Below are 25,086 nucleotides of genomic sequence, written 5' to 3' on the forward strand. Positions count from 1 at the left end.
AATAGGGATGGAATGAAATAATGTAAATAGGCAGTATTGTTCTCACGATATCTTTTAACTTCTCCTTTTCGATCGGCTTACCCAAATGGCTAACTGCAAAGTTATGGCATCATGCAGCACCTGTGGATTATATCCGGTAATTTGCTTGATTTTTTTTAATCGGTATATAAGGGAATTACGATGGATATACATTCTTTTTGCACATTCCCCGATATTTAAGTTACTAAGGAAAAATTGTTGCAGTGTCTCAATCAACTTTTCGGATAAGCTGCCTAGAATTCTTCCCTGAAATTGTTGTTTCGTCCGCTCATCTATCCTTTCCAATAGAGCTTTTGTTTCCACATCAGTATATCTGGTTAAAGCTTGATTGGCTTCACCTAGTAAAAGTGCCGTTTCAGCTTCGCGGAAAGAGTGGACTATGTATGATTCCTCATCCACTATAGAGCCCAAACCGATTCGTATAACAAAGCCTTTTGCTCTAAATTGCTTGATGGCTGTATCCAGTCTTTTGTCAATGTTATTTCCACTTAGCGCCGTAGTGAGAATGAAAACCCGATTCACATTCAGGAAACCAGCAAGGGCCTGTTGGGTTCCAAAAATAGTTTCAGTCATTTGAATCAGCTCATTCTTATTTAATGGATTTAATTTCATTTCCATCACCCCCACTTGATAGGGAGGTTCTAATTTCATTCCAATCAGTTCAAGTCTCTGATCAATCGAATGCTGATTGATATCTTCCTTTAATAAGTCTTCAAATACCAATTCTTTCAAGTGTTGTTTCCATTCGAGTTGTTCCGCCATAAAAGCTTGATGAAGCATCATTTCCGTTATCATTTTCACCAATTCACCGAATTCCAAAAGTTCAGTCGGATCTCCGGTGATCCCGATGACGCCTATAATTACATTTTGAAAATTAATAGGCAAATTAATCCCAGGAAGGACACCCACCCATTGATTACGATCCTTTTCGTGAATGATTAAAGGCTTTCCCGTTTTCAGTACTTCGATAGCTCCTAAATGCAATTGGTCGATGCGTTCATGATTTCCGGAAGCGATGATGGTTCCTTTATCATCCATAATATTAATATTTTTGTTAAGTCTATTGGTGGTTTGTTTGACAATTTCCATTGCAATTTCTTGGGTCAGCATTCAAGTCATCCTTCTAGAGTTATTTTATTTTCTAACAGAATGGTAATCATATTTCATGCAAACAAGCTAGGATTTTTCATGTAAAGGGGGATTGGCGATAGTTTCAGTCTTTAGCTATCTTATACTTTAGGAAAATGGGAAAATAACAGAAAACTTTCCAGAAGATCATTTTTTCTATATAGTATAGCCAAAAAAATCAAATATTTCATACTAATTTTCGTTTAGAATGAACGATGATTAAAATATTTCCGAAGATTATAATTAAATTATATAAAAATATATTCAAAGGGGGCCCTGGCCATGAAAATCGTTATAGCACCAGATTCCTATAAAGGAAGTTTGTCAGCATCAGAAGCTTCCAAAGCAATCGAGCGAGGAGTCAGGAAGGCGCTGCCGGGTGCGAAGACGGTATTGGTTCCTGCAGCGGATGGCGGGGAAGGTACGATGGATAGCCTAGTTGCAGCTACAAATGGGCGAAAAGTTGAAGTGACCGTTAAAGGACCTTTACTTGAAGATGTTCAGGCAGCATATGCAATCTTGGGTGATCAAAAAACATGTGTGATTGAAATGGCCAGTGCATCCGGTCTATGCCTAGTCGATCCAGCTGAGTTGAACCCATTGATCACTACTACATACGGGACAGGGGAGCTTATTCAAAAAGCATTGAATGAGGGCTGTCGAAAGTTCATTTTAGCGATTGGTGGAAGCGCTACCAATGATGGCGGTGTTGGAATGCTTCAGGCTTTGGGCATGAGGGTGTTTGATGATGAGGGTAAACCGCTGGGATTCGGAGGTGCCGAATTATTGCGGATATCAGAAATTAATACGGATGATTTTGATTCCAGAATAGCAGCTTCCGAGTTTTTGATTGCCTCTGATGTCCAAAATCCGTTAGTCGGTCCCGATGGGGCATCAAGTGTATTCGGACCTCAAAAAGGGGCGACTCCTGACATGGTTGAAATGCTTGATAAAGCTTTATCATCATGGGCTGATTTGGTGGAAAGCAAAACAGGCATACACTTGCATGATAAAGCAGGTGCTGGTGCTGCAGGTGGAATTGGTGGAGCATTTCAAGCCTTTTTCCGTGCAGAATCAAAAAGGGGCATCGATATTGTCATGGAGTATACGAAATTGGGTGAAAAATTGTCCGATGCCGATTGTGTCTTTACCGGTGAGGGCCAAATCGATTTCCAGACTGCTTCAGGCAAAACACCAATGGGAGTTGCACAAGAAGCTAAAAAGCAAGGTATTCCCGTATTTGTTTTGGTTGGATCGATCGGAACAGGTATTGAAGTTCTATATGATCATGGAATAACTAGTGTTCATAGTTTGGTGAACGCTCCTATGCCTTTGAAGGAAGCTATGGAAAGAGGAGCTGAATTGTTGGAAGCTTCAGCAGAACAAGTAATGCGGACTTTTTTGACAGCGATCAATAAGAGGGGGTAATCATATGTTATTTATTGTTTTGGCCATTGGTGTGTTCTTAATTGTTTTCGCGACAACTAAATTCAAGCTGCATCCGTTCTTATCGCTTCTATTGGGCACATTATTTGTGGTTTTTGCTTCTGGAATGCCTCTGGATCCCTCCGGATTAGATTGTTGAGAATATTAACGGCGGCTTTGGCGGACTGATGACGAGCATTGGACTTGTCATCGTTTTCGGTACAATTATCGGAACCATTTTGGAAAAGGCCGGGGCCGCATTGCGAATGGCCGAAGTCGTATTGAGGATTGTCGGTCCTAAAAGGCCGCAGCTTGCCATGAGCATGATTGGCTTTATCGTATCCATACCCGTTTTTTGCGATTCAGGTTTCGTTATTTTATCGAGCTTAAGAAAAGCATTGGCAAGACGCGCAAAAGTAGCGGTTGCTTCCATGTCAGTTGCACTTGCAACCGGTTTGTATACGACACATACACTTGTACCTCCAACTCCAGGGCCAATTGCGGCAGCCGGGAATATCGGAGCGGACGGATATTTGGGTACCGTCATTTTGATAGGTCTTATTGCGGCCATTCTAGCTGCACTTGCTGGTTAGATATGGTCCATGAAAATAGCGACCAAGATAGATGTTGAAGATGACCGAGGTGACCTGGATTACGATTATGATGAAATTGTCCGTTCATTCGGCAAGATGCCTTCTGCCTTTCAATCCATTTTTACCGATCATTTTACCGATTGTCCTGATTGGAGCCAGTTCTGTATTAACGCTCTTTGGTACAGAGGGCAGTACCGCCGCATTTTTCGTATTCTTGGGCCAGCCGGTCATCGCATTGCTTGTGAAGAAACATTGACAAACTGGATAGGAGCAGCCTTATTGGATGCCGCGCCCATTTTATTGATCACCGGTGCGGGCGGAGCATTTGGTACCGTCATAAAAAACACGGGGATTGCAGATATCATCCAAAGTTGGGATATGGGCAGCATCTTTAGCGGGTCCTTGTTCCTGTTGGTCCCGTTCCTAATTGCTGCTGGGTTGAAAACAGCCCAGGGTTCTTCCACAGCATCCCTGGTCATCACTTCATCTTTGATTGCCCCCATGCTTCCAACATTGGGTATTGAAGGAGCCGTTCCACTTGCACTGGTAGTCATGGCTGTCGGTGCAGGTGCAATGACTGTAAGCCATGTAAATGATAGCTTCTTCTGGGTAGTCACCCAATTTAGCGGGATGAAAGTGACGGATGCCTATAAAGCTCAAACGATGGCAACCTTAATACAAGGGGTAGTCACGATTATCACGACGATGATTTTATGGGTCATTCTCGTATGATATTAATAATGGAAAAACGGAGAGGCGTGAAACGCTTCTCTTTTTTATGCTCTAAATAGAGTATATTTTCATTTTTATGGTGTTGTAAGAACTAAAATAGTGTATGATGCATAGTATAAGGTATGGTGTACGTCACATAGTATAGGGAAGAGGTGATTGGATGAGCACTTTACTGAATTCATTAACCACTGAGCTGCGCAGAGGCACTTTGACGTTAGCTGTTCTGAGTCAGCTCAAAACCCCTCAGTATGGGTACTCGCTTGTCCAGCGTTTAGAGAAGTCGGGAATTACCATTGATCAAAGTACTTTATATCCTTTGCTTCGCCGCCTGGAAAAACAAGAATTGGTGACCAGCAGCTGGGATACTTCTGAAAGTAGACCGCGCAAGTACTATTCTTTAAGTGATTATGGGGGAGAGATCTTCATTCAGTTAAAGGAAGAATGGGAAAAAACTTCTCAAGAGCTTTATATATTATTAAAAGGAGAGGGAGAAGATGGAGCTGATTGAACTTTATATTCAAGAAGTGACCCGCAGGCTGCCTGAAAAAAACCGGGAGGACATTGGGCTTGAGCTTCAATCTACAATCGCAGATATGCTTCCGGAGAATCATACGGAGCAAGACGTGAAAGCGGTTCTTTTAAAATTAGGAGATCCGGTTACATTGGCAAGTGGTTATCGAGATCGGCCGATGCATCTGATTGGACCGCGTTATTATGATGTTTATATCAGTCTGTTGAAAATGATTTTACCAATCGCTGCAGTCATTTCGCTGATCGCATTAATAGGGGATAATCCGTTTCGGGATACGGAAAATACGGTTGTGGACGCAATTTTAAAAATAATCGGGAAAGGGATTGCAGGCATCATCAGTACTAGTATCCAAGTGTTTTTCTGGTTAACGCTTTCATTTGCCATTGTGGAACGATTGGATACTTCAAAAGACCAGTCGCCTTTAACAAAAGACTTGAAGCCATGGACACCGGAAAACCTAAAAGATATTCCGAACATTTCAAAGATAAAGGCGGTTCCAATGATCGAGGTTTTTGCTAGTTTGTTAGGCCTTTCTGTATTCGCAGCGCTGTATTTCAACGCAGCAAACCTCTTAGGGGTCTATGAAAAAAGAAATGGCAGTCTCATTTTCGTGACGCCTTCTTTTAATCAAGATGTATTGAATTCCTATTGGCTGCTGGTATCTTGCGTCGTTATCATTGGGATGTTCTTGGCGATTTATAAATTATTTTTAAGACAATGGACCCTGAAATTAGCTATATTCCATGCTATATACCAGCTGTTGTCCACACTGACCTTCATCATCATAATCAGTAATCCAAATTTATTGAACCCCGAATTCATCGCATACCAAAAAACACTATTTTCAATCGATGATTGGAAAACCTCGATTTACTGGGGTCTCATAATCATCACAATCTTTTTTGCCGCCTATGATTCCTATCAAGGCTTCCGAAAGGCAAAAATCCGTTAAGGAACAGCAACCTAGCTGTTTTTTTTTGATTTTTAAGTTCCGTGATTGTGAAAATATTTCTTAAGTTAAAAGGTAAAACAGAAAAACACCTCATATGTCATATAGTTTTTAACAAACTATACAACATATGAGGCGTTATATTTTAAAACAGTATTTATTGAACTGCATCAAACTGATTGACTTTCCAAGTGGATCCGGACTTATAAAAGGTAACCGTTCTTTTTACTGACTCACCGTCGACTGTAGGTACAGTTAAATTGTATGATCTAACGTTTTGTTTTTGATAGACCAATTTAATTTTTGCTTTTTTCCACTCTAACATGCTAAAACCGTCTCCGACTGGACGGGCTAATTTCCCTTTATGGATCATGTAATTATATTTAGTCAGCCCTTTTTCAACTGCATTATTAGTAAATGTCTCTGCTAAGTAGGTTGTCAATTTATCTTTTGTATTAAACTCTTGGCAAAGGTATGAATACTCTGTTCCTTTATAATTGAAAGTTTTTTGTGAACATGAACGGGTTTTATAACCATGTAAAGCATTCCAAAAATGCTTGCTGGCATTATCGGCTATCTTTAATGCATTTGCATCAGACAAATTCTGTGATGTCGTTTTTGCGGTAACCTGACCACTTAGAGTGAAAAATAAAATAACGGATAATAGCACACCTAAAAATTTTTTCATAATTAATCTCCCCAATCCCTAATAGGATACTTATGTAACGAAAGTTTAATAAATATTACAATTGTTACATTTATATTACAACATGATTGGCGCAAGTAAAAGAGAAATCTTGTTAATTTTTAAATATAATTTTAGTTTTCCATTACATATACATAGTTTGTTCATATTCTTTTTGAAAGCGGAGCAGTGAATAGAATGTCACTACTATCTTCATATTCCACGAACTGGCCTATTTAAAACCCAGCAATTCATTCTTTTTTAATAACGGGACAAGTTCATTCATTATATTTTCATTAATATCAAGATATGTACAATGATCTTGAATTTCCCGGGCAGCGCCTAAAAATAATAAAAAATAAAGGTTTGACAAACTTTCCAATCCTACCGTATTATAAATTATATACTTGAATACATTCTCCAAAGGGGAGTAGCTTTTACAACAACGTCGTCATTACGGAGCTCTTTGCTCTCGGTGTTGTTGGCAGCATATTGTTGTTAGCCAGACCTTACCTATTGGTAAAGGTCTATTTTCTTTTAGTAAACCTTTACCAAAATGGTAAAGGTTTTTTTGTAGTCCAGATCATGTAACCCTTACGGAAATGTATAAACATGTGGCTTTAGTAGAAAAACAAATAAATATAAATGGAGTGTATTAGTTGATACTGAGAAAATCTTTGTTACTTTTAGGGATAGGTTCCGCACAAATAGATTTAATCCTGCCGAAAAATACGTATAAATCTGGTGAATGCATAAATGGGTATTTCTTGATTAAGGGTGGTACCCTTACGCAAAGAATAAGGAGGATTGAATGTGATTTGATTATGGATACACATTCTACCGGAATGGAAGAAATCCTTAAAACGAGCACCATTTTGTCTTCAAGGGAGATAAATTCAGGAGAAAGCAATGAAATTCCTTTTAACTTTTGTCTGCCTATATTGAAGGAGCCTTATAAACGAGGGGTTTCCTACCGCCTTAAAACAAGACTTATCCTTGATAAAGGGATAATAGGCAAGGATGATGACTGGATTTTAATTGATTCTGAATAAAAGTGAAATTGGAGTTGGGAACATGAATGTCTTGAAATTTACAGAGCAGGCTTTGGATTATTTGCAGGAATTTTTATTATTGAGGCTTTTTATATTGGCGTTACTGTTATTGGCCGTTTATTATATTTTGAATAAAATGGTTGAATGGTTCTTTAAAAGATCTAATTTTTTTGTGGAAGAAGTTGAAAGAACGATACAGGGAGTTACCCGGTCTGCTCTTAGATACGGCATAGCAGGACTTTTCCTCATTTATCTGATTGGACAGTTTATAGACATAAAGGGAATCATGGCTGGAGCTGGGATTGTAGGGGTCGTTATCGGATTTGCGGCTCAGCAAATGCTTAAGGATATCTTATTGGGATTTGTAAGGCTTTCAGATAATGAATTCCGCGTGGGGAATTTCGTTACATTTAATGGGACAAGTTCTGGGACAATTGAAGAAATAGGTATCCGGTTCATGCAGATAAGGGAATGGTCAGGAAAATTGCTGACAATCTCTCACAGTGAAATCAGGACAATACAAAATTTTAATAAAGGGAGAATGCGAATCATTGAACGTATCACTGTAAGCTATCAAGAAAATCCAGAAAAGGTAAAACGGCTGTTGGAGGATATATGCATAATCTGTAATGAGAAGTATGGTGAAACACTTCTAAGGCTAGAGGATGGTACACCTGAAGAGGATTTTAGATACATAGGCATAACTGATTTAAATCCGAATCTAAAATATGTTGGATATGAACTATGCGTAGTGGGACTTGTGAAACCTGATGATTACTTTGAAACATCGAGGAGTGTGAGGTTTGAAATGATGACTGCTCTACATGAGCATCAAATTCTAATGCCATCTTCCCATTTGCTTGTACAGGGCAATCCTATTCAAGAACGTATATTGGAGAACTGAAAAGAAGAAACACAATTGTCTGAGGTATTCCAGGAATTATCAAGAACTAATGATGGTGAGTGTGAGAAAGGGCCGAAATTAGTGACAGTGCTCGGGAACTTGAGGATATTAAACGCTTCTTTTAATGAAAGTATTCACCGTATAGCATTCGCTTTCAGCAGGCGGTCCGCCCTTTGCGCCTGTGAGGTCTCCTTTGGACGCGCATTCCCCGGAGTCTCAAACTCCCGATTCAATAAAAAACCTGGAGGCAAACTAGCTTTTTTCGAGTTTATCTCCAGTCTGTGGCTTTCTTTAAAAGGAGCCTATTTTTTATGCGAGAAACTGTACATACTTTTCTGAAAAATGGAATTAATTTTAAATTTTACCTTGATTTATCAGAATGAATAGATTATCATCAAATTAGCATAAAATGGAAGGGTGACCTTTAAACAATGATCATTTAATCCTATTCTTTAAAGAGAAAAAATGCGTGCTAAATACGAACTTTTTTTCTGGATAGGATTAGTCTGTACTAAAATACAAACAAAGATCATTGTGTTCCGTCCATTAGGAATCTTTTGGTTTGTTAATTTTGTATGGTACTGCCTCCTGTCCAGAAATTTCACAGGAGGTTTTTATATGGAAAAAAACACGTCCGTATCATTAAGTAATAAGGAACCTAACATTTTTAAAAATCGTGTATTCCGGGCCATTATCTTTTCAGGCTTGTTTTTACAAATAGGGATATGGGTACGGAATTTTGCAGTTTTGTTATTCGTCATGGAAAAGACAAACGGGAATGCCTTTGCCATTTCCATGATATCTGTAGCGGAATTCGCTCCCATCTTTATTTTTTCATTCATTGGAGGGACGTTTGCGGACCGCTGGAGCCCGAAAAAAACGATGGTTTGGTGTGATATATTAAGTGCAATATCCGTATTTGCTGTGCTAATCTCGCTCATCTTTGGCAGTTGGAAAATGGTATTCTTCGCCACTTTGATTTCGGCGATACTTTCTCAATTTTCTCAGCCATCAGGCATGAAGCTATTTAAGATGCATTTGCCTGAAAGTCAAATTCAGACAGGGATGTCCGTTTATCAGACCGTCTTCGCAGTATTTATGGTTTTAGGTCCGATTCTCGGAACTTTTGCCTTCCAATCATTCGGGATAAACATATCGATTGCGATTACTGGCGTGGCGTTTTTACTTTCAGCTGGAGCACTCGCTTTTCTTCCAAAAGATCGTAAACTGAATGAAGAGGCAGCAAAAACAACGTTATGGCAGGAAATGAAAAGCGGAGTGAACTATGTGTTGCGAAAAAAAGAACTAAGTTTGCTTGGACTATGTTTTCTGGCAGCCGGTCTTGGACTGGGCTTCATTCAGCCGCTTTCTATATTCCTTGTTACTGAACAACTGGAACTTCCCAAGGAAAATTTGCAATGGTTATTTATGGTGAATGGGTTTGGCATGATTTTAGGCGGAGCTGGGGTGATGATTTTTGCCAAAAAAGTGGCACCTCAGAGATTATTAGCTTTCGGAATGCTTGTGAACGCCATTGGATTAGCGGTAATGGGGCTTTCAACAAATCTTTGGATCACACTTACTGCAGAGTTCTTTAATGGACTAATGCTGCCTTGTATTCAAATCGGGATTAATACTTTAATATTACAGAGGACCGAAGGCGAGTTCATCGGAAGGGTCAATGGAATCTTAAGCCCGTTATTCACAGGATCGATGGTGTTGACCATGAGTGCAGCAGGCGTGCTGAAAGAGCAATTTTCACTTGTCGCCATATTTGAAACAGCCGCTTTCTTTTTTATTCTAGGGATGTTTTTCATATTGCCATTGTACAATCAAAAGGCCGAAACAAAACCCCTGGAAATTCAACCGTAGCCATAAGAAAAGCAGCCAATTTTGGCTGCTTTTCTTTTTTTCCTACTGATTGTTATTACAACTAACATAATCTGGATTGACAATTATTTTAGTGTACTGGTTAATACTAAAAATGGGCTTTTTGGTACTTATGCATGTAATTTTCAAAAGTCGGTCAATAGCTTAAATGAAAAAGGAGAAAAGTTAATGCTCCTTAAAGATATATGGAAAGAAGCGATAAACCGGGATTTGCCGAAGGACGTTGAACATATATCCATCGCAGCTGTAACCGATAACTCTAAAGAAATAAAAAAGGGATACCTTTTTGTTGCCGTAGCTGGATATAAGTCAGATGGCCATAATTACATTAAAGATGCAATTCGTTTAGGGGCATCAGCTGTGATTGGGAATCGCGATATTAAGGGATTGGAAGTTCCTTATTTACGAGTGAAGAACAGCCGTAAATCATTGGGACTAATCGCCAAAAGGTTTTATGGAGATCCAAGCAAGCAAAAAATAATGATAGGAATTACGGGTACAAATGGAAAAACCACAACGAGTTATATGCTTCAGCAAATATTGAAAGAAAATGGGGTAACCTGTTCAGTCATTGGTACGATACAGCATATTATCAATGGAAACAAAGTCGATTCCCATAATACGAGTCCAGGTAGCGTGGAGTTGAATTCCTTACTGGCTGCAAGTAGGGACATGGTTGTCATAATGGAAGTTTCTTCACATGGATTAGCTCAATACCGTTTAGAAGGAATTGAATTTGATTGCTGTGTCTTCACGAATTTGTACCATGACCACCTTGACTTCCACGGTACGATGGAGGATTATTTCTTGGCAAAATTACTTCTTTTTGAAAAATTGAAACCTAATGGTCTTACAATCATCAATGGGGATGATTTCTGGGGAGAAAAACTACAAGAATATTTACGGGAAAAGAATGTCAGTGCCTTTGTATTTGGAAAATCCATTCGCTGCGATTTAACCATCACCAATTATAATACTGCAACAAGGCCCTTTATTTTATTGAATGAGAATCATGACTTTGTGAAAATTGAGTTACCTTTACCAGGACTTCATAATTTATATAACGCAACTGCTGCCTATTCCGTAGAGAAAATGTTTCCAATTTTAAAATCGGAAATTCTCACTTCATTGAAACAATTTTCCGGTGTGCCTGGAAGGTTTGAAATGTATAAGGAAGAATATGGACCGACATTCGTCATTGATTATGCCCATACTGCAGATGCCATACATCACATGCTTCAAACTGCCAAAGAATGCGGGGCGAAAAAGATTTATCATATCTTTGGTTTCCGGAGTGGACGAGATACAACCAAAAGGGCTGAAATGGTTAGAGTATCATCGGAACATAGTGATGTTTCGATTTGGACGATGAATGATCTGAATTCGGAGGGAATGGAGGGGATGGAATCGTCACTAAATAAACTGCAAAGCGATTACTCTGCTGGAAATGGGAAGGTTATTCCAGATAGGACACTTGCTATACAGGAGGTGATACAAGCTGGAAAGGAAGGGGATTGGATTATCATTACAGGAAAAGGAATAGAGAGGTATGAACAAAATTTTGGACTGCCTACTATTTCTGACAAAGAAACGGTATTATATCTGCAAAATAAAGACGAAGGGGATTTTATCGGTTATTTTGATCAATCGTTTCATTTTAACGAATGCTATTTTAAAGGGCTAATACGACCATTCCATTAGTCAGTCATAGGTTAGTAATATGGTGGTAATTAACATTGTAACATATCAGGAATTCAGGTATTATAATAATACAAGCTGCACTGTTCGTAATGATAATAAAGTTTTAACCTTTAAGCTGTAATAGGGAGTTTTATATGGAAACAGGAATGTTATGCCTCGTCACTGACTTGGACAACAGGATTATTTCTGCAAACACCCACTTTGAGGAGTGGTGGTTTAAAACTTTCTTACTGAATACGGCAATGGCGGCTTATATCTTTAAATGTTGAAGCCGGTCTCGGTCCGAGGCCGGTTTTTTGCTATTTTCAAATACCGTACAATAGGAAATCTATGTACCGTTTTGATTTATTTTCATCGCCCTTTACAAATCCAGTGTAGGTTGCTTTGCCTTATTACATTTTCTAAAGACATTTACTCTTGTTTTGTATACCGGTTAGCATAACTTGAAGCGACGAAAGCGTTGGGTTTGATTTTCGGTTCCACGCCCATTGATTCCATCCTAGCTACCATTTCTTTTACAAACTCACTGGTTTTGTTCCGCTTTCCAATCCCGATATCAATATGCCCTTCCATTGTGAACGTTGCCCCTTGGTATACAGCAGGCAGGACAATATCTATTAATTGATTTTTTCTTTCTTCCGTAAACAGTGATACAATCTCTTCTGTCAACGACAATTCTTGGGAAATACGTTCATGTAAATGCAGCATCCTTCTAGGAATCATCACTTTCCTTATACAACCCCATACACCTTTTCCGACCTGCCGGATCACGATGCCTGTAATGAAAACAGTATGTTTTTTATGTACTTGCGAATCTGTACCAACCATTAATCGATAGTTACCGGAAGGGTTTAATTTCATGAACTCAACAATATGAACGAATACCTCTTCAAATGACATGTCTTTTTTCTGAAGATTTTGAAATGGGATGTTATGAAATGGATATTGCTTCATATTTTGCACCCAACCTTTCCCCGGATATAATCAGATTATTAAATCTCATGCTGCTCATATCACATCATATGAAAAAGTTCCTTGTTTCGTGCTGTGGGAAGAGCCCTCCCACTAATGAAGATGCAATCATCATTTAAAGTTTTGGTTTTTTCTATTTTAAACAAAAAAGACTGCAAAAGGAGTCTTTCTTCATGTTAAAACAAAGATATTGCGAGACTCCTGCGGAATAAGTGCGTGCCTGGAGTGGAAATTAACGGATAAATATAACAACTGTAAACAAACTCTATTATTATAGTCGTAGTCGCGTTTATCTACAATCCGGAAGAGAAGCTTAAGCATTAGGCTTCTCTTTTTTTGTATGGGGATATTTCGAAAAGTTTTTGGAGGTATCTTAGGTACATCCCCTGCCATAACTGAAATGTTAAACAAGCTTGGGACTATTCCTCATCTAAGTTAACCAGATTATCATTCGATTTATTTAAGAAAAATGAAATGAAATGATTAAATTTTAGTCAATAAAAGCTTCGAATTATTCACATTTTATAACTTACAACAAAAAGTGTGTAATGTTTTCTGACATAAACAAAGAAATCTTGCATTTATGGGAGTAAAATAAACGAATATTCAATTAATAAAGTATTGGAGAGATGAAAAGTGAAAATATCTGAATTGAAAAAAAGCGGTCATGCTCCGTCATTATTAGCTTCATTCCTTTATTTTGATATCAGTTTTATGATTTGGGTATTATTGGGTGCACTAGGTGTCTATATTACAAGGGATTTCGGGCTTTCCCCAGCTGAAAAAGGCTTGATTGTAGCTATTCCGATTTTGGGAGGCTCGTTTTTTCGAATCGTCCTTGGTTTTTTGACTGATCGCATCGGTCCGCGGAAAACAGCGATCGGCGGGATGCTTGTTACGATGATTCCGCTTTTTTGGGGGTGGTTATTCGGAGAAACTTTAGCCGAGCTTTATTTAATTGGGATTTTGCTCGGAGTGGCAGGTGCAAGTTTTGCTGCAGCACTTCCTATGGCTAGCCGCTGGTACCCCCCGCATTTGCAGGGTCTGGCGATGGGCATTGCGGGAGCCGGTAATAGCGGAACTCTTTTTGCGACATTGTTTGGTCCGCGTATTGCAGAGTCTCTTGGCTGGCATAACGTTATGGGATTGGCATTGATTCCTTTAACCATCGTGTTTGTCATTTATATTTTAATCGCAAAAGACGCACCATCTCAACCGCCTGCAAAACCACTCAAGGAATATTTCAACGTATTTAGAATAAGGGATACATGGTATTTCTGTATTCTTTACAGTGTGACTTTTGGAGGGTTTGTCGGGTTTACTAGCTTTTTAAGCATCTTTTTTGTTGATGAGTATGGGTTAACACGAATAAGGGCTGGCGAATTTGTTACATTATGTGTCATCGCCGGAAGCTTCTTTCGTCCCGTCGGAGGGTATATTGCCGATAAAATGGGTGGAGTTAAGTTGCTTATGTTTTTATTTATCGGACTCACATTATGTATGTTTGGGATTAGTTTTCTTTATTCCCTTACTGTCGTTACGATCCTGCTGTTCATCGGAATGCTATTTCTTGGTATGGGCAACGGGGCTGTCTTTCAGTTAGTTCCACAGCGATTTTCTAAAGAAATTGGTTTTATCACAGGAATTGTAGGTGCTGCCGGAGGTGTTGGCGGTTTCTTGGTTCCAAACATACTAGGATCGTTAAAACAGATTACTGGCACATATTCTACAGGATTTTTAGTATTTTCCGCAGTTGGAATCGTGGCGTTGCTTATCCTGGGTCTAGCTCAGCTTTCATGGAGAAAAACGTGGGTACTCGGAAAAAGTTCCGTTAAGATCTAGATCTTTGTTTACTGGTTATATTGGCTTGATACAGTACTTGTTTGGGGGGATAAAATGTTTAAACAAAAACTTGTCCTTATAGGAAACGGAATGGCGGGATTACGCTGTGTTGAGTCAATTATCAGGAATGATCCGGCTGCTTTCGAGATTACTATTTTCGGCAGTGAACCACACGTCAACTATAACCGAATCTTATTGTCGACTGTGCTCCAAGGCCACACTTCTTTTGAAGATATTACGATAAATGATCGAAACTGGTATGCAAAGAATAAAATCCAATTGTTCACAGGGGAAACGGTTGTAAAAATAGATAAAGAGACTCGGAAGATAAAAACGGACAAAGAACGGGAAGTTTACTACGATAAGCTGATAATTGCCACAGGTTCTGTCCCGTTTATTCTTCCTGTTACCGGAGTTGATAAAGAAGGCGTCATTGCTTTTCGGACGATTGAAGATTGCCAAAAGATGATTGAAACTTCACGCAAACATAAAAAAGCAATCGTCATCGGAGGCGGTTTATTAGGTTTAGAAGCAGCGAGAGGGCTGTTAAACCTCGGGATGGATGTACATGTCGTTCATATTGCTGACCATTTAATGGAAAGGCAGCTTGATTCAAAGGCATCACTTTTGCTGCAAAAAGAGTTGGAAAATCAGGGAATGAACTTTCTTTTAAAAAAGGAAACACAGGAGATAATCGGCAATGAACGTGTAGAGCGCGTCCGTTTTAAAGATGGAACGGAGCTGGAAGCAGATTTAGTCGTTATGGCTGTGGGAGTCAGACCGAATATTCAGTTGGCCAAAGAAAGCGGAATGGATACAAATCGTGCCATTATTGTAAACGACTATTTAGAAACGAGCATCCCGAATATTTATGCGGTTGGTGAATGTGCTGAACATCAAGGCATTGTTTATGGACTGGTGAAACCTCTATATGAACAAGGTGAAGTGCTGGCAAAGCATATTTGTGAGATGAAATGCAACGGATACCAAGGCTCGGTCCTGTCGACCCAGTTAAAAATATCAGGAGTTGAGTTATTTTCTGTTGGAGATTTCCGTGGTGATGAAACAACGAAATCAATCACAACTATTGATGAGTTAGATGGTGTTTATAAAAAAGTGGTTTTCCAAGGAAGAAAAATCATAGGTGCAGTTCTTTATGGAGATACAAACATCAGTTCACGATTACTCGATATGATTTTAAAGCGGAAAGAAGTATCGTCAGAGGAAAAGCGTGATTTGTTCCAATCACCAAGTACGGGAGAGGGAATTATCGCTTCGATGGCAAACCATGAAATCATTTGCCATTGTCATGCTGTTTCAAAAGGGGCAATCATTGAAGCGGTTCAAAAAAAGGGATTAACAACTGTGAAACAAGTTAAACAATGCACAAAAGCTTCCGGTTCTTGCGGTGGATGCAAGCCGGCAGTGACCGAGCTTTTGACCTATATTCAAAGTGATCTTTCTACTCCGGCTGAGAAACAAACTGCGTTTTGCTCATGTACGGCATTGACGGAAGATGAAGTCGTGTATAAAATGCAGCTCCAAGACTTAACAACTGTCGAAGAAGCGATGGATGTTCTTGAATGGGGAAATGCCGGAGGTTGTTCAACTTGCCGGCCGGCCCTTAGCTATTATTTAGGGATGATTCATCCAGAATACGAGATCAGACAGCAAACCCTCTTCATAAATGAAAAAAAGAATGCAACCGTTCAAAGTGATAATCGATACTCTGTTATCCCGCAAATGTACGGTGGGATGACAAATGCTAAAGACTTGCGAAAAATTGCAAATGTTGCAGACAAATATGATATTTCTCAGGTGGCGGTAACAAGCGAACAAAGGATTCATTTAATGGGTGTAAAAAAAGAAGACCTTTCAGGTGTGTGGGCTGATTTAGACATGCCGTTAAGTTCAAAATATGGTAACACCGTTCAAAACGTCAAAACATGTATCGGTGAGAATGTTTGCTCTTGTGAAAAACAGCAATCCCTTTTACTTGCTGTTGATTTGGAAAAAAGATTGGAGCATGTATCAGCACCTTATCGTATTAAGTTGGGCATATCCGCTTGTATGCATAATGGTGCAGGATCAACAACGAAAGATATAGGTGTTATGCGCGTTGACAGGGGCTGGGAAATATATGTGGGCGGAAGCAGCGGGCGTAATGTTCGTGCCGGTGAACTGTTATGTATAGCCGGGACAAATGATGAAGCAATTGAAATCATCATCGGATTTATTCAATATTATCGTGAAACAGCCAATTACTTAGAGCGGACTTGGCAATGGATTGAACGAGTGGGTTTAATTCATGTTAGAGAAGTTTTGTTTGATAATGAACTTAGTCAGCAACTATCTCAACGATTGGAAATGGCGTAGATCGGAGAATGAACGAAGTGGAAGCCTTTAGATAAACAGATAAACGTATGTTCCACAAGAAATCAATGAGTAAAGGGTGAGGAGCCTTGACTGAATTATTATTAAAGTATTTCCGGACGAAGCAACAAGAGGTCCAATCAGAAAAACGATATGAAACACAATGTCCATTTTGCAGTATGCAATGTAAGATGCAGCTGTTGGAACAAAAAATAGTAACAAGAAAAAAGTATATGACGATTGGAAAAGATAATCCAACCTCAGAGGGGCGCTTATGCATTAAAGGAATGAATGCACACCAACATGCATTGCATAACGACAGAATTAAATACCCATTACTTAAAAAAAATGGTGAATTTATTCGAATATCTTGGGAGGAGGCATTACATCACATTAAAGAGAATTTCACAAGAATTCAAGCGGAAGATGGTGTAAATGCATTATCTGTATATGGGAGTGCATCCATTTCAAATGAAGAAGCATATTTGCTTGGGAAATTTGCAAGAGTAGCTTTAAAAACAAAGTATATAGATTATAATGGCCGTTTGTGCATGTCCGCAGCTGCTTCGGCAGCAAGCCAAACGTTTGGTTTGGACAGGGGTCTTACCAACAGCTTATCAGAGGTTCCGTTCACAAAGTGCATTATCTTGGCGGGCACGAATATTGCGGAGTGCCAGCCGACAATCATGCCTTACTTTGAGAAAGCGAAACAAAATGGGGCATATATCATTGCTGTAGATCCAAGAGAAACAGCAACAACAAAAATGGCCGACTTACATCTAAAAGTAAAACCGGGGATGGATGCCGCCTTGGCAAATGGCTTATTGAAAGTGATCATTGAAGAAGGTTTTACTGATGAAGCATTTATCCGGGACCGTGCAAATGGCTACAACGAAGTTAAAGAGTATGTTACATCTTTAAAGTTGGAGGAAATAGCAGAAATGACAGGGGTGCCTAGCGACCAAATTCAAAAAGCGGCTGCAATGTTCGGGAAAGAAGAATCAGGAATGATTTTTACAGCAAGGGGAGTTGAGCAGCAAACAGATGGTTCGGCCGCTGTTCGTAATTTTCTTAATATTCTAATTGTTACAGGAAAAATCGGAAAAGTGAATTCGGGTTATGGAGCTATCACTGGACAGGGAAATGGGCAGGGAGCAAGAGAACATGGCCAAAAGGCAGACCAGCTTCCGGGGTATCGTATGATTGAAAATGAGGAACATAGATTACATATGGCAAAAATATGGGGAATCGATGAGGCTGATTTGCCGCGTAAAGGAGTATCGGCATACGAAATGATAGAGAAAATCAATGAAGGTGAAATTACCGGCATGTTTTTAATGTGTTCCAATCCAATTGTTTCAAATCCCAATGCTAACTTTGTCAAAAGGGCTTTGAAGAAATTGAAGTTTCTTGTCGCAGTAGATATGTTCGTTTCTGAAACTGCTAGATTGGCTGATTTGATTTTACCTACTTCGTCTTATTTAGAGGATGAAGGAACGATGACAAATTTAGAAGGACGGGTAACGCTGCGGGAAGCCAGTTTTTCATCGCCTGGAGAAGTGAAGCATGATTGGCAAATCATTTGTGATATAGCAAAAGCTCTTGGAAAAGGAGAGCATTTTCCCTTTCAATCTGCGAAAGAGATTTTCGAAGAATTAAGAGTGGCGAGCCGCGGGGGGACCGCTGATTATTATGGTATAACGTATGATCGATTAAGAAAAGAAGGAGGCATATTATGGCCATGCCCAACCATTGACCATAAAGGGACAAAAAGGTTATTCGAAACGTCTTTTGCCCACCCGGATGGGAAGGCGGCCATGGTTGTGGTTAATAATGTGCCTCATGTTCCAAAAGAACAGCCATGTACTGATTTTCCACTCTATTTAACAACAGGACGAATTATGTCTCATTATTTAACAGGAGTACAAACGAGAAAAAGCTCATCATTAGCCGCAAGAAATTTTGAATCATATATGGAAATCCATCCGGAAACAGCGAAGAAATATAATATTCCAGACCAGACTTTGGTGAAAATCGAATCAAGGCGGGGAAGTATTGTTGTAAGGAGCAAATGGTCAGCAACCATTCGTCATGATACTATATTCGTTCCTTTTCATTGGGCAGACTCACAAAATGTCAATCGCCTCGTTTCACAGGATTTAGACCCGACATGCAAAATGCCTGGCTTTAAAGTCAGTGCTGTAAAAGTACATCCTATAGTTGAGTTAACGTCTCGTTAAGGGAGACTTTCTTCCCGTGCATCATCATGTTTTTTTGGTTCAATCATAATTGAACAGCAGAGCCTAATTACAAAGAGCTTTCATAATAAAACAACAAAGGGGAAAAAGGATAGAAAAAGGTAAGGTCTATTTCGTTGGTGCCGGACCTGGTGATCCGGACTTAATTACTGTCAAGGCAATCAAATGCATCGTAGAAGCGGATGTCATCTTGTATGACCGATTAGTAAATCGTGAATTGCTTTAATAAGGTAAACCTGAGACTGAATACATTTATTGCGGTTAAGCGCCTGGTAAACATTGTGTCCCCAAAAAGGACATTCACCAATTGTTAATTAGTAAATCATTAGAGGGAAAAACGATAGTTCGTCAAAAAGGGGGAGATCCTTCGCGATTGTCACAGGACACGGCGTGACCGGCAAACCTGAAAACATCAACTGCATCATTTGGCACATGGTGCTGACACCATTGCTATTTGTATGGGTATTAAAAACCTTCCATCTATCAGTATACAATTACGATCCTGCGGAAAGAAGCCTGAAACTTCCATTGCTGTCATTGAACAAGGAATCAACGAACTTTCACAGGAAAAATCGATTCAATAGTGGAGATTGTTGCAAGAGAGCAGATTGCCAATCCCGCCATGATTGTAATAGGAGAAGTGGTGAATTTATCCGAAAAGTTATCATGGTTTTCAGAGAAGACAAAAGATAAGGAGTTCGCTTAGAAGAGAAAAATTAGCTAGAAAACTTTTATTGTAAAGAAAATGAAAAACTGGACATGACAGTCATCATGTCCAGTTCAATCATGTTAACAGCTATTTATTAAATGTAAGGTGAATTTGTTATCTGGCTAATCGAAATTTGGACAGTTAAGGTATCTAGTGAATCGGCTAATAATTGCGGTTACTTAGTGAAAATCAATTACGTAATCCAAAGTGTGCATTTAATTGGCCCTGCAGCATTTTTTTTCGCATTTTTTCCTGTTCAATTCTTCTGTTCTCTTTTAATTTTTCCTGCCTAATTTCATTGGTTTGCACTCCATCCTCTATTTTATCGGCAATTTCCACTAATGCCTTGACGTCGGAAAAAGAGTATTTACGGTTCCCCCCGTTAGATCTTTCGGGGAAAACGAGTTTTCTTTCTTCATAGTACCGGATTTGTCTATCGGATAGTCCGGTTAATTCTCTGACCACCCCTATGGAAATTACTTTTCTGTCTAAATAAGATTCTTTTTGCTGGTCGATGAAAATCACCTCATTTTGGATTTACGCTAATTCAATAAGGATATTATATCCTAATTTTCTGAAAATTTGTAATAAAAACTAACATTAATTATTATTTCTTAAAAACTATGTAAGATTTTATAACACATTTGTGGCAATGAAAAATGACGTCACCTATAATCAAACCTATCATCCTTTCAAAAAAACCTTATTGGAGGACAAAACATGGCTAAGCAGAAATTGGCACTCATTGGGAATGGTATGGCTGGAGTAAGATGTATAGAAGAAATTTTGAAAATTCAACCGGAAAGGTTTGAGGTGACTGTCTTCGGAAGTGAGCCGCATCCGAATTATGATCGAATCCAACTATCGAATGTATTGCAAGGGGCTACGACGATAGATGATATTACAATAAATGATTGGAACTGGTACAAAGAGAACAATATTACACTTTTTTCAGGTGAAACAGTCACGAACATCGATACCACTAAGCAAATCATATATTCAGATGCAAATCGTGAAGTCGCATATGATCGATTAATTATAGCTACCGGTTCAATCCCTTTCATTCTACCGATAAAGGGAGCTGATAAAAAAGGAGTGACTGCCTTTCGAAATATTGAAGACTGCGAAAAAATGATTGAATATTCAAAAAATCATAAAAAGGCTGCAGTTATAGGTGGAGGATTACTGGGTCTTGAAGCAGCCAGGGGTCTTTTAAATCTAGGTATGCAGGTAGATGTTATTCACCTCTCGGATTATTTGATGAATAGGCAGTTAGATCCAGCAGCAGGAAAAATGCTGCAACGTGAACTTGAAAGCCAGGGAATGAATTTTTATCTTGGGAAACAAACCCAGGAGGTTTTAGGTGAAATTGATGTCAAAGGATTACGCTTTAGTGATGGAGAGGAAATCAGTGCAGATTTAGTGGTCATGGCAGTTGGAATAAAGCCAAATGTTGCAATGGCCCAAAATTGCGGCATACCTGTCAATCGAGGAATTATCGTGAATGATTATATGGAAACAAGAATCCCGAATATTTTTGCGGTTGGTGAATGTGCGGAACACCGTGAAATGGTATATGGTTTGGTTGCTCCCCTATTTGAACAGGGCAAAGTATTGGCCAAAAGGATTTGCGGTCTGGACGACAAAGCTTACGAGGGTTCAGTGCTTTCCACTAAGTTAAAAATATCTGGTGTTGATGTATTTTCGGCTGGAGAAATTTTCGAGGATGAACAAGCTAAATCAATCAAGGAATTTAATGAATGGAATGGCACTTACAAAAAAGTGATGATTCGAAATGGGAAAATTTCTGGTGCGGTATTATTCGGGGATACAAAGGAAAGCAATAACCTATTGAGCATGATCAATAAAAATGCCGAGATTTCCGAATATTTAAACGCTGGAACAAGTGAACCCAATGTTAGTCTTGTCGCTGCGATGTCAAATGAGGAAATCATCTGTGGTTGTAATGGTGTAACGAAGGGCGATATTATGACGGCTATCGAATCTAATGGGTTAACGAGTATTGAGGAAGTAAAGGGCTGCACAAGTGCTTCGAGATCATGCGGAGGATGTAAGCCATTAGTCGGTGATATTCTCGAGCTGACATTAGGCGCTGAATTCAGTAAGTCAAACAAGAAGGAATCCATATGCACGTGCACCACATTATCCAGAGATGAGGTTGTTGCTGAAATACGTGAAAAAAACCTGACCCATACTCGGGAAGTCATGAATGTTCTCGGCTGGAATACAAGTGATGGTTGCTCGAAGTGTAAACCGGCACTGAACTATTACTTAGGCATGATCCATCCTGTTGAATATGAAGATGAAAAAGAATCCCGCTATGTCAATGAAAGGCTACATGCAAATATTCAAAAGGATGGTACATTTTCTGTTGTGCCAAGAATGTATGGCGGCGTCACTAATCCTGATCAATTACGGAAAATAGCAAATGTTGCTGATAAGTATAATGTTAAGTTACTTAAGGTTACAGGCGGGCAAAGAATAGATTTGTTCGGCGTTGAAAAAGAAGACCTTCCAAAAGTATGGGCAGACCTGGATATGCCTTCTGGATATGCTTATGGAAAAACCCTTCGAACTGTGAAAACATGCGTCGGTGAAAACTTTTGCCGCTTTGGCACCCAAGATTCAATTGGGCTGGGCATTGCCCTGGAGAAAAAATTTGAACGTGTAGGCACGCCGCATAAGGTGAAGATGGCTGTGTCGGCATGTCCTCGTAATTGTGCTGAATCCGGTATCAAAGATCTTGGTGTTGTCGGTGTGGACGGTGCATGGGAAATTTATATTGGCGGTAACGGCGGAACCCATTTAAGAGCTGCTGAATTATTATGCAAAGTGAAAACAAGTGATGAGGTAATTGAAATTACCGGTGCATACATCCAACATTATCGCGAGACTGCCAATTATTTAGAAAGAACATCTGTCTGGGTTGAGCGTGTAGGGTTCGATACCATTAAGGCGATTATTGTTGATAAGCAAAAAAGGAGTGAGCTTAATCAACGCTTGGATGAGGCCTTATCCGTTTTGCAAGAACCGTGGAAAGAAATCATTGAGAGCAATGCAATCCAAACCGGTTTATTTCAAAAAGTGAAAATTCCAGCTATATCAAATAAATGAATATGGGGGTAGCCTAAATGGGAAAAACTCTTCAAAAGATAAAGGTTTCAACAGTAAATGAGATGCCAAAAAACCTGGGGAAAACAGTAACCATAGGCTCTCATGAAATTGCTCTTTTTCATTTGGCAAATGGTGAATTCCGGGCCATTGAAAATCGTTGCCCACATAAAGGTGGGGTTCTGGTGGAAGGAATTGTGAGCGGTGATCACGTCTTTTGCCCGATGCATGACTGGAAAATCAGTGTCAAGAATGGAGCAGTCCAAAAACCTGATAATGGTTGCGTTAAGACATTTAATGTTGAAATAGAAGATGATAATGTTTATATTGTTTTATAACCAGCTGCTCTGGATAGTCTCTTAGACTATCCATTTTTTCATTTTAAGAGGCATGAATGGAATTAACATGATTTAATTGATAAATTTTTCCAAAGGCAATATACTTTCTAGTAAAGGAATGCCTTTATTAAAACGAATGTATGTAAGCGGTTTTGATGAACAAATGAATAAAGTTATAGGGGAAAGGTTGGCGTTTTTATGAACAAATTATCTGTTGGTGTTTTTACCTTTATGCTGTATTTTGTTCCTTTATCAAATACACCTGGAATGGCAGAAGTAAAACCAGATTACAAGCTTTATGTAATGGCCCCATTGGGTGAAATAACAGATTGGGAGGCATTTGAAGCCCAATTATCTCAGTTGAAGGAAAATGGAGTATATGCAATAACGACAGATATTTGGTGGGGATTAGTCGAGAGTAAAAAAGATAATCAATTTGATTGGACTTATTATAAAAAATACGCGGAAGCCGTGAAAACATCCGGTTTAAAATGGGTGCCCATCTTGTCTACTCATCAATGTGGCGGTAATGTGGGGGATGATTGCAACTATCCCATCCCGAGTTGGCTCTGGAATGAAGACACTCTAGAAAACATGGCATTCAAGAGTGAAAGTGGTTTCTGGAATAAGGAAGTACTTGCTCCTTGGTGGGAAGGTACAGCCGGTCAATACAACGAATTGTATAAATCCTTTGCAGTGAACTTTGCTGATAAGAAGGATTTAATAGCTAAAATATACTTAAGTGCAGGGCCAGCTGGGGAACTAAGATATCCCTCCTATCAAAATGCTGATGGTTGGGATTATCCTGAAAGGGGACAGATTCAAGCTTATACAGAAGGAGCGAAACGGGATTTCAGGCTTACCATGAAAGAAAAATATTCCACGATAAAAAAATTAAATGCTGCCTGGGGCAAAACGTATAAAAACTGGAATGAGATTCAGCCGCCAGGAAATGGGGATGAATTTTTCACCAGGGCCGGAGCAATCGACACCCAATTTGGCCATGACTTTATGCAGTGGTACCAAGGGGCACTCGAAAAGCATCTTGCAAAAATCTCGAAATTTGCCCATAAACATTTTGATGAAGTCTTTAGTGTGCCAATTGGAGCTAAAATCTCAGGAGTACACTGGAAAATGAATGATCCAGTACTGCCGCATTCAGCAGAGTATAGTGCAGGGTACTATAATTACTCCCAATTACTGAATCAATTTAAGAAATCGAATATGGCCCTTACGTTCACCTGTTTGGAAATGGGAGATCAAGACGCACATACTGCCCCATCCTATAGTGCTCCTAAAACGTTGGTGACCCATATTGCCTCTTTAGCCAATGAAAAGGGAATATCCTTAAACGGGGAAAACGCACTCCCGTTGATCAATAATGAAGCGGGCTTTGACAATATAGCAGAAATGCTTTTTAACCATGGTTTTGAGGGATTTACCTTGCTAAGGATGTCCTATTTATTCGACGATGAAGGAAATCCAACAAATGAGTTCAGGATGATGGCTGATAAATTGGAAGGCATGTCCATTCCAGTTGCATTCACAGTTGAAAATGTACCTGCCACACATGGAGTTTACTTAATTGGGGATAGAGGGGAAATCGGCAGGTGGAATCCTGAGGATTATGAATATAAACTCACCCAAAGCAAAGAAGGCAGCTGGAGTGGAACATTTCTTTTAGCCGCAAATCGATTTTATGAATTCAAGTTCGTCCTAAAAGATGAAAATGGCAATATCACTTGGCAAGATGGGGAGAATAATAGTTATAAAACTCCTTTGAATGGAGAGGGAAACTATAAAACTTCATGGTAGATGAGGACATGGTGTCT

Annotated in this window: 17 protein-coding genes, 1 other RNA gene and 2 pseudogenes; 16 read left to right on the forward strand and 4 right to left on the reverse strand. The window is 39.3% G+C overall.

The features are described 5' to 3' along the window. Positions 1 to 54 precede the first annotated feature (54 nt). The gene (locus ACFVS1_RS08770; protein WP_387546458.1) at positions 55 to 1,149 is read right to left on the reverse strand and encodes a CdaR family transcriptional regulator; all 1,095 of its coding nucleotides are present in this window, start codon (positions 1,147 to 1,149) and stop codon (positions 55 to 57) included. Positions 1,150 to 1,449: 300 nt separating this feature from the next. On the opposite strand from ACFVS1_RS08770, the gene ACFVS1_RS08775 reads away from it, so the two are divergent. The 4 genes and pseudogenes from ACFVS1_RS08775 to ACFVS1_RS08790 all read left to right on the forward strand — a co-directional run bounded on the left by ACFVS1_RS08775 (position 1,450) and on the right by ACFVS1_RS08790 (position 5,401). Then, positions 1,450 to 2,595, forward strand: a complete 1,146-nt coding sequence (locus ACFVS1_RS08775; protein ID WP_387546461.1) for a glycerate kinase — start codon at positions 1,450 to 1,452, stop codon at positions 2,593 to 2,595. A 4-nt stretch (positions 2,596 to 2,599) separates the two neighbouring features. After that, a pseudogene (locus tag ACFVS1_RS08780) lies at positions 2,600 to 3,917 on the forward strand (GntP family permease). Positions 3,918 to 4,077: 160 nt separating this feature from the next. Then, a complete protein-coding gene (locus ACFVS1_RS08785) occupies positions 4,078 to 4,425 on the forward strand; it encodes a PadR family transcriptional regulator (protein ID WP_061463248.1) in 348 nt (115 codons plus the stop codon). Next, entirely contained in the window at positions 4,412 to 5,401 is a 990-nt protein-coding gene (locus ACFVS1_RS08790) for an HAAS signaling domain-containing protein (protein ID WP_387546465.1), read from the forward strand. Before ACFVS1_RS08785 ends, ACFVS1_RS08790 begins: the two co-directional genes overlap by 14 nt. 154 nt (positions 5,402 to 5,555) lie before the next feature. Here ACFVS1_RS08790 and ACFVS1_RS08795 read toward each other — a convergent pair whose 3' ends face one another. Beyond that, the gene (locus ACFVS1_RS08795; protein WP_387546468.1) at positions 5,556 to 6,086 is read right to left on the reverse strand and encodes an IseA DL-endopeptidase inhibitor family protein; all 531 of its coding nucleotides are present in this window, start codon (positions 6,084 to 6,086) and stop codon (positions 5,556 to 5,558) included. 656 nt (positions 6,087 to 6,742) lie between these two features. Here ACFVS1_RS08795 and ACFVS1_RS08800 point away from each other — a divergent pair. The 5 genes from ACFVS1_RS08800 to ssrS all read left to right on the forward strand — a co-directional run bounded on the left by ACFVS1_RS08800 (position 6,743) and on the right by ssrS (position 11,886). Beyond that, positions 6,743 to 7,135, forward strand: coding sequence for a sporulation protein (locus ACFVS1_RS08800; protein WP_241591609.1), 393 nt, complete (start codon positions 6,743 to 6,745; stop codon positions 7,133 to 7,135). A gap of 22 nt (positions 7,136 to 7,157) precedes the next feature. Beyond that, positions 7,158 to 8,039 carry a mechanosensitive ion channel family protein gene (locus ACFVS1_RS08805; protein ID WP_387546472.1) on the forward strand — a complete coding sequence of 294 codons (882 nt, stop codon included), beginning with the start codon at positions 7,158 to 7,160 and terminating at the stop codon, positions 8,037 to 8,039. A gap of 618 nt (positions 8,040 to 8,657) precedes the next feature. Next, positions 8,658 to 9,911, forward strand: a complete 1,254-nt coding sequence (locus ACFVS1_RS08810) for an MFS transporter (RefSeq protein WP_352923384.1) — start codon at positions 8,658 to 8,660, stop codon at positions 9,909 to 9,911. 186 nt (positions 9,912 to 10,097) lie between these two features. Next, the gene (locus ACFVS1_RS08815) at positions 10,098 to 11,630 is read left to right on the forward strand and encodes a UDP-N-acetylmuramoyl-L-alanyl-D-glutamate--2,6-diaminopimelate ligase (RefSeq protein ID WP_387546476.1); all 1,533 of its coding nucleotides are present in this window, start codon (positions 10,098 to 10,100) and stop codon (positions 11,628 to 11,630) included. A gap of 69 nt (positions 11,631 to 11,699) precedes the next feature. After that, a non-coding RNA gene (gene ssrS, locus ACFVS1_RS08820) (6S RNA) lies at positions 11,700 to 11,886 on the forward strand. A gap of 155 nt (positions 11,887 to 12,041) precedes the next feature. Here ssrS and ACFVS1_RS08825 read toward each other — a convergent pair. Then, positions 12,042 to 12,584 (reverse strand): ribonuclease H-like YkuK family protein, encoded by a 543-nt coding sequence (locus ACFVS1_RS08825; protein WP_230175939.1) that lies wholly within the window; start codon positions 12,582 to 12,584, stop codon positions 12,042 to 12,044. 654 nt (positions 12,585 to 13,238) lie between these two features. On the opposite strand from ACFVS1_RS08825, the gene ACFVS1_RS08830 reads away from it, so the two are divergent. The 4 genes and pseudogenes from ACFVS1_RS08830 to ACFVS1_RS08845 all read left to right on the forward strand — a co-directional run bounded on the left by ACFVS1_RS08830 (position 13,239) and on the right by ACFVS1_RS08845 (position 19,781). Next, positions 13,239 to 14,444: a nitrate/nitrite transporter gene (locus ACFVS1_RS08830; RefSeq protein ID WP_352923396.1), complete on the forward strand. Its 1,206-nt coding sequence runs from the start codon at positions 13,239 to 13,241 to the stop codon at positions 14,442 to 14,444. A 54-nt stretch (positions 14,445 to 14,498) separates the two neighbouring features. Further along, entirely contained in the window at positions 14,499 to 16,820 is a 2,322-nt protein-coding gene (gene nirB / locus ACFVS1_RS08835) for a nitrite reductase large subunit NirB (RefSeq protein ID WP_387546481.1), read from the forward strand. Between the two features lie 86 nt (positions 16,821 to 16,906). Next, entirely contained in the window at positions 16,907 to 19,057 is a 2,151-nt protein-coding gene (nasC, locus tag ACFVS1_RS08840) for an assimilatory nitrate reductase catalytic subunit NasC (protein ID WP_387546484.1), read from the forward strand. Positions 19,058 to 19,166: 109 nt separating this feature from the next. Further along, a pseudogene (locus ACFVS1_RS08845) lies at positions 19,167 to 19,781 on the forward strand (uroporphyrinogen-III C-methyltransferase). A 192-nt stretch (positions 19,782 to 19,973) separates the two neighbouring features. Here ACFVS1_RS08845 and ACFVS1_RS08850 read toward each other — a convergent pair. Beyond that, positions 19,974 to 20,306, reverse strand: a complete 333-nt coding sequence (locus ACFVS1_RS08850) for a MerR family transcriptional regulator (protein WP_387549258.1) — start codon at positions 20,304 to 20,306, stop codon at positions 19,974 to 19,976. Positions 20,307 to 20,504: 198 nt separating this feature from the next. Between ACFVS1_RS08850 and nirB (ACFVS1_RS08855) the strand changes: the two genes are divergently transcribed. From nirB (ACFVS1_RS08855) to ACFVS1_RS08865, 3 genes are all read left to right on the forward strand, one after another. Continuing rightward, positions 20,505 to 22,919 carry a nitrite reductase large subunit NirB gene (gene nirB, locus ACFVS1_RS08855; protein WP_387546487.1) on the forward strand — a complete coding sequence of 805 codons (2,415 nt, stop codon included), beginning with the start codon at positions 20,505 to 20,507 and terminating at the stop codon, positions 22,917 to 22,919. A 17-nt stretch (positions 22,920 to 22,936) separates the two neighbouring features. Beyond that, a complete protein-coding gene (gene nirD / locus ACFVS1_RS08860) occupies positions 22,937 to 23,254 on the forward strand; it encodes a nitrite reductase small subunit NirD (protein WP_352923411.1) in 318 nt (105 codons plus the stop codon). A gap of 198 nt (positions 23,255 to 23,452) precedes the next feature. Continuing rightward, positions 23,453 to 25,069, forward strand: a complete 1,617-nt coding sequence (locus tag ACFVS1_RS08865) for a family 14 glycosylhydrolase (RefSeq protein ID WP_387546491.1) — start codon at positions 23,453 to 23,455, stop codon at positions 25,067 to 25,069. The last annotated feature ends 17 nt before the right edge of the window (positions 25,070 to 25,086 follow it).

Source organism: Peribacillus sp. NPDC058075, assembly GCF_042885195.1.
In the GTDB taxonomy this organism is placed as follows: domain Bacteria; phylum Bacillota; class Bacilli; order Bacillales; family DSM-1321; genus Peribacillus.

Excerpts from the sequence above, each read along its gene's own strand:
- ACFVS1_RS08770 (WP_387546458.1), bottom strand. The coding sequence starts at position 1,149 with ATGCTGACCCAAGAAATTGCAATGGAAATTGTCAAACAAACCACCAAT.
- ACFVS1_RS08775 (WP_387546461.1), top strand. The coding sequence starts at position 1,450 with ATGAAAATCGTTATAGCACCAGATTCCTATAAAGGAAGTTTGTCAGCA.
- ACFVS1_RS08785 (WP_061463248.1), top strand. The coding sequence starts at position 4,078 with ATGAGCACTTTACTGAATTCATTAACCACTGAGCTGCGCAGAGGCACT.
- ACFVS1_RS08790 (WP_387546465.1), top strand. The coding sequence starts at position 4,412 with ATGGAGCTGATTGAACTTTATATTCAAGAAGTGACCCGCAGGCTGCCT.
- ACFVS1_RS08795 (WP_387546468.1), bottom strand. The coding sequence starts at position 6,086 with ATGAAAAAATTTTTAGGTGTGCTATTATCCGTTATTTTATTTTTCACT.
- ACFVS1_RS08805 (WP_387546472.1), top strand. The coding sequence starts at position 7,158 with ATGAATGTCTTGAAATTTACAGAGCAGGCTTTGGATTATTTGCAGGAA.
- ACFVS1_RS08810 (WP_352923384.1), top strand. The coding sequence starts at position 8,658 with ATGGAAAAAAACACGTCCGTATCATTAAGTAATAAGGAACCTAACATT.
- ACFVS1_RS08815 (WP_387546476.1), top strand. The coding sequence starts at position 10,098 with ATGCTCCTTAAAGATATATGGAAAGAAGCGATAAACCGGGATTTGCCG.
- ACFVS1_RS08825 (WP_230175939.1), bottom strand. The coding sequence starts at position 12,584 with ATGAAGCAATATCCATTTCATAACATCCCATTTCAAAATCTTCAGAAA.
- nirB (WP_387546481.1), top strand. The coding sequence starts at position 14,499 with ATGTTTAAACAAAAACTTGTCCTTATAGGAAACGGAATGGCGGGATTA.
- nirB (WP_387546487.1), top strand. The coding sequence starts at position 20,505 with ATGGCTAAGCAGAAATTGGCACTCATTGGGAATGGTATGGCTGGAGTA.
- nirD (WP_352923411.1), top strand. The coding sequence starts at position 22,937 with ATGGGAAAAACTCTTCAAAAGATAAAGGTTTCAACAGTAAATGAGATG.
- ACFVS1_RS08865 (WP_387546491.1), top strand. The coding sequence starts at position 23,453 with ATGAACAAATTATCTGTTGGTGTTTTTACCTTTATGCTGTATTTTGTT.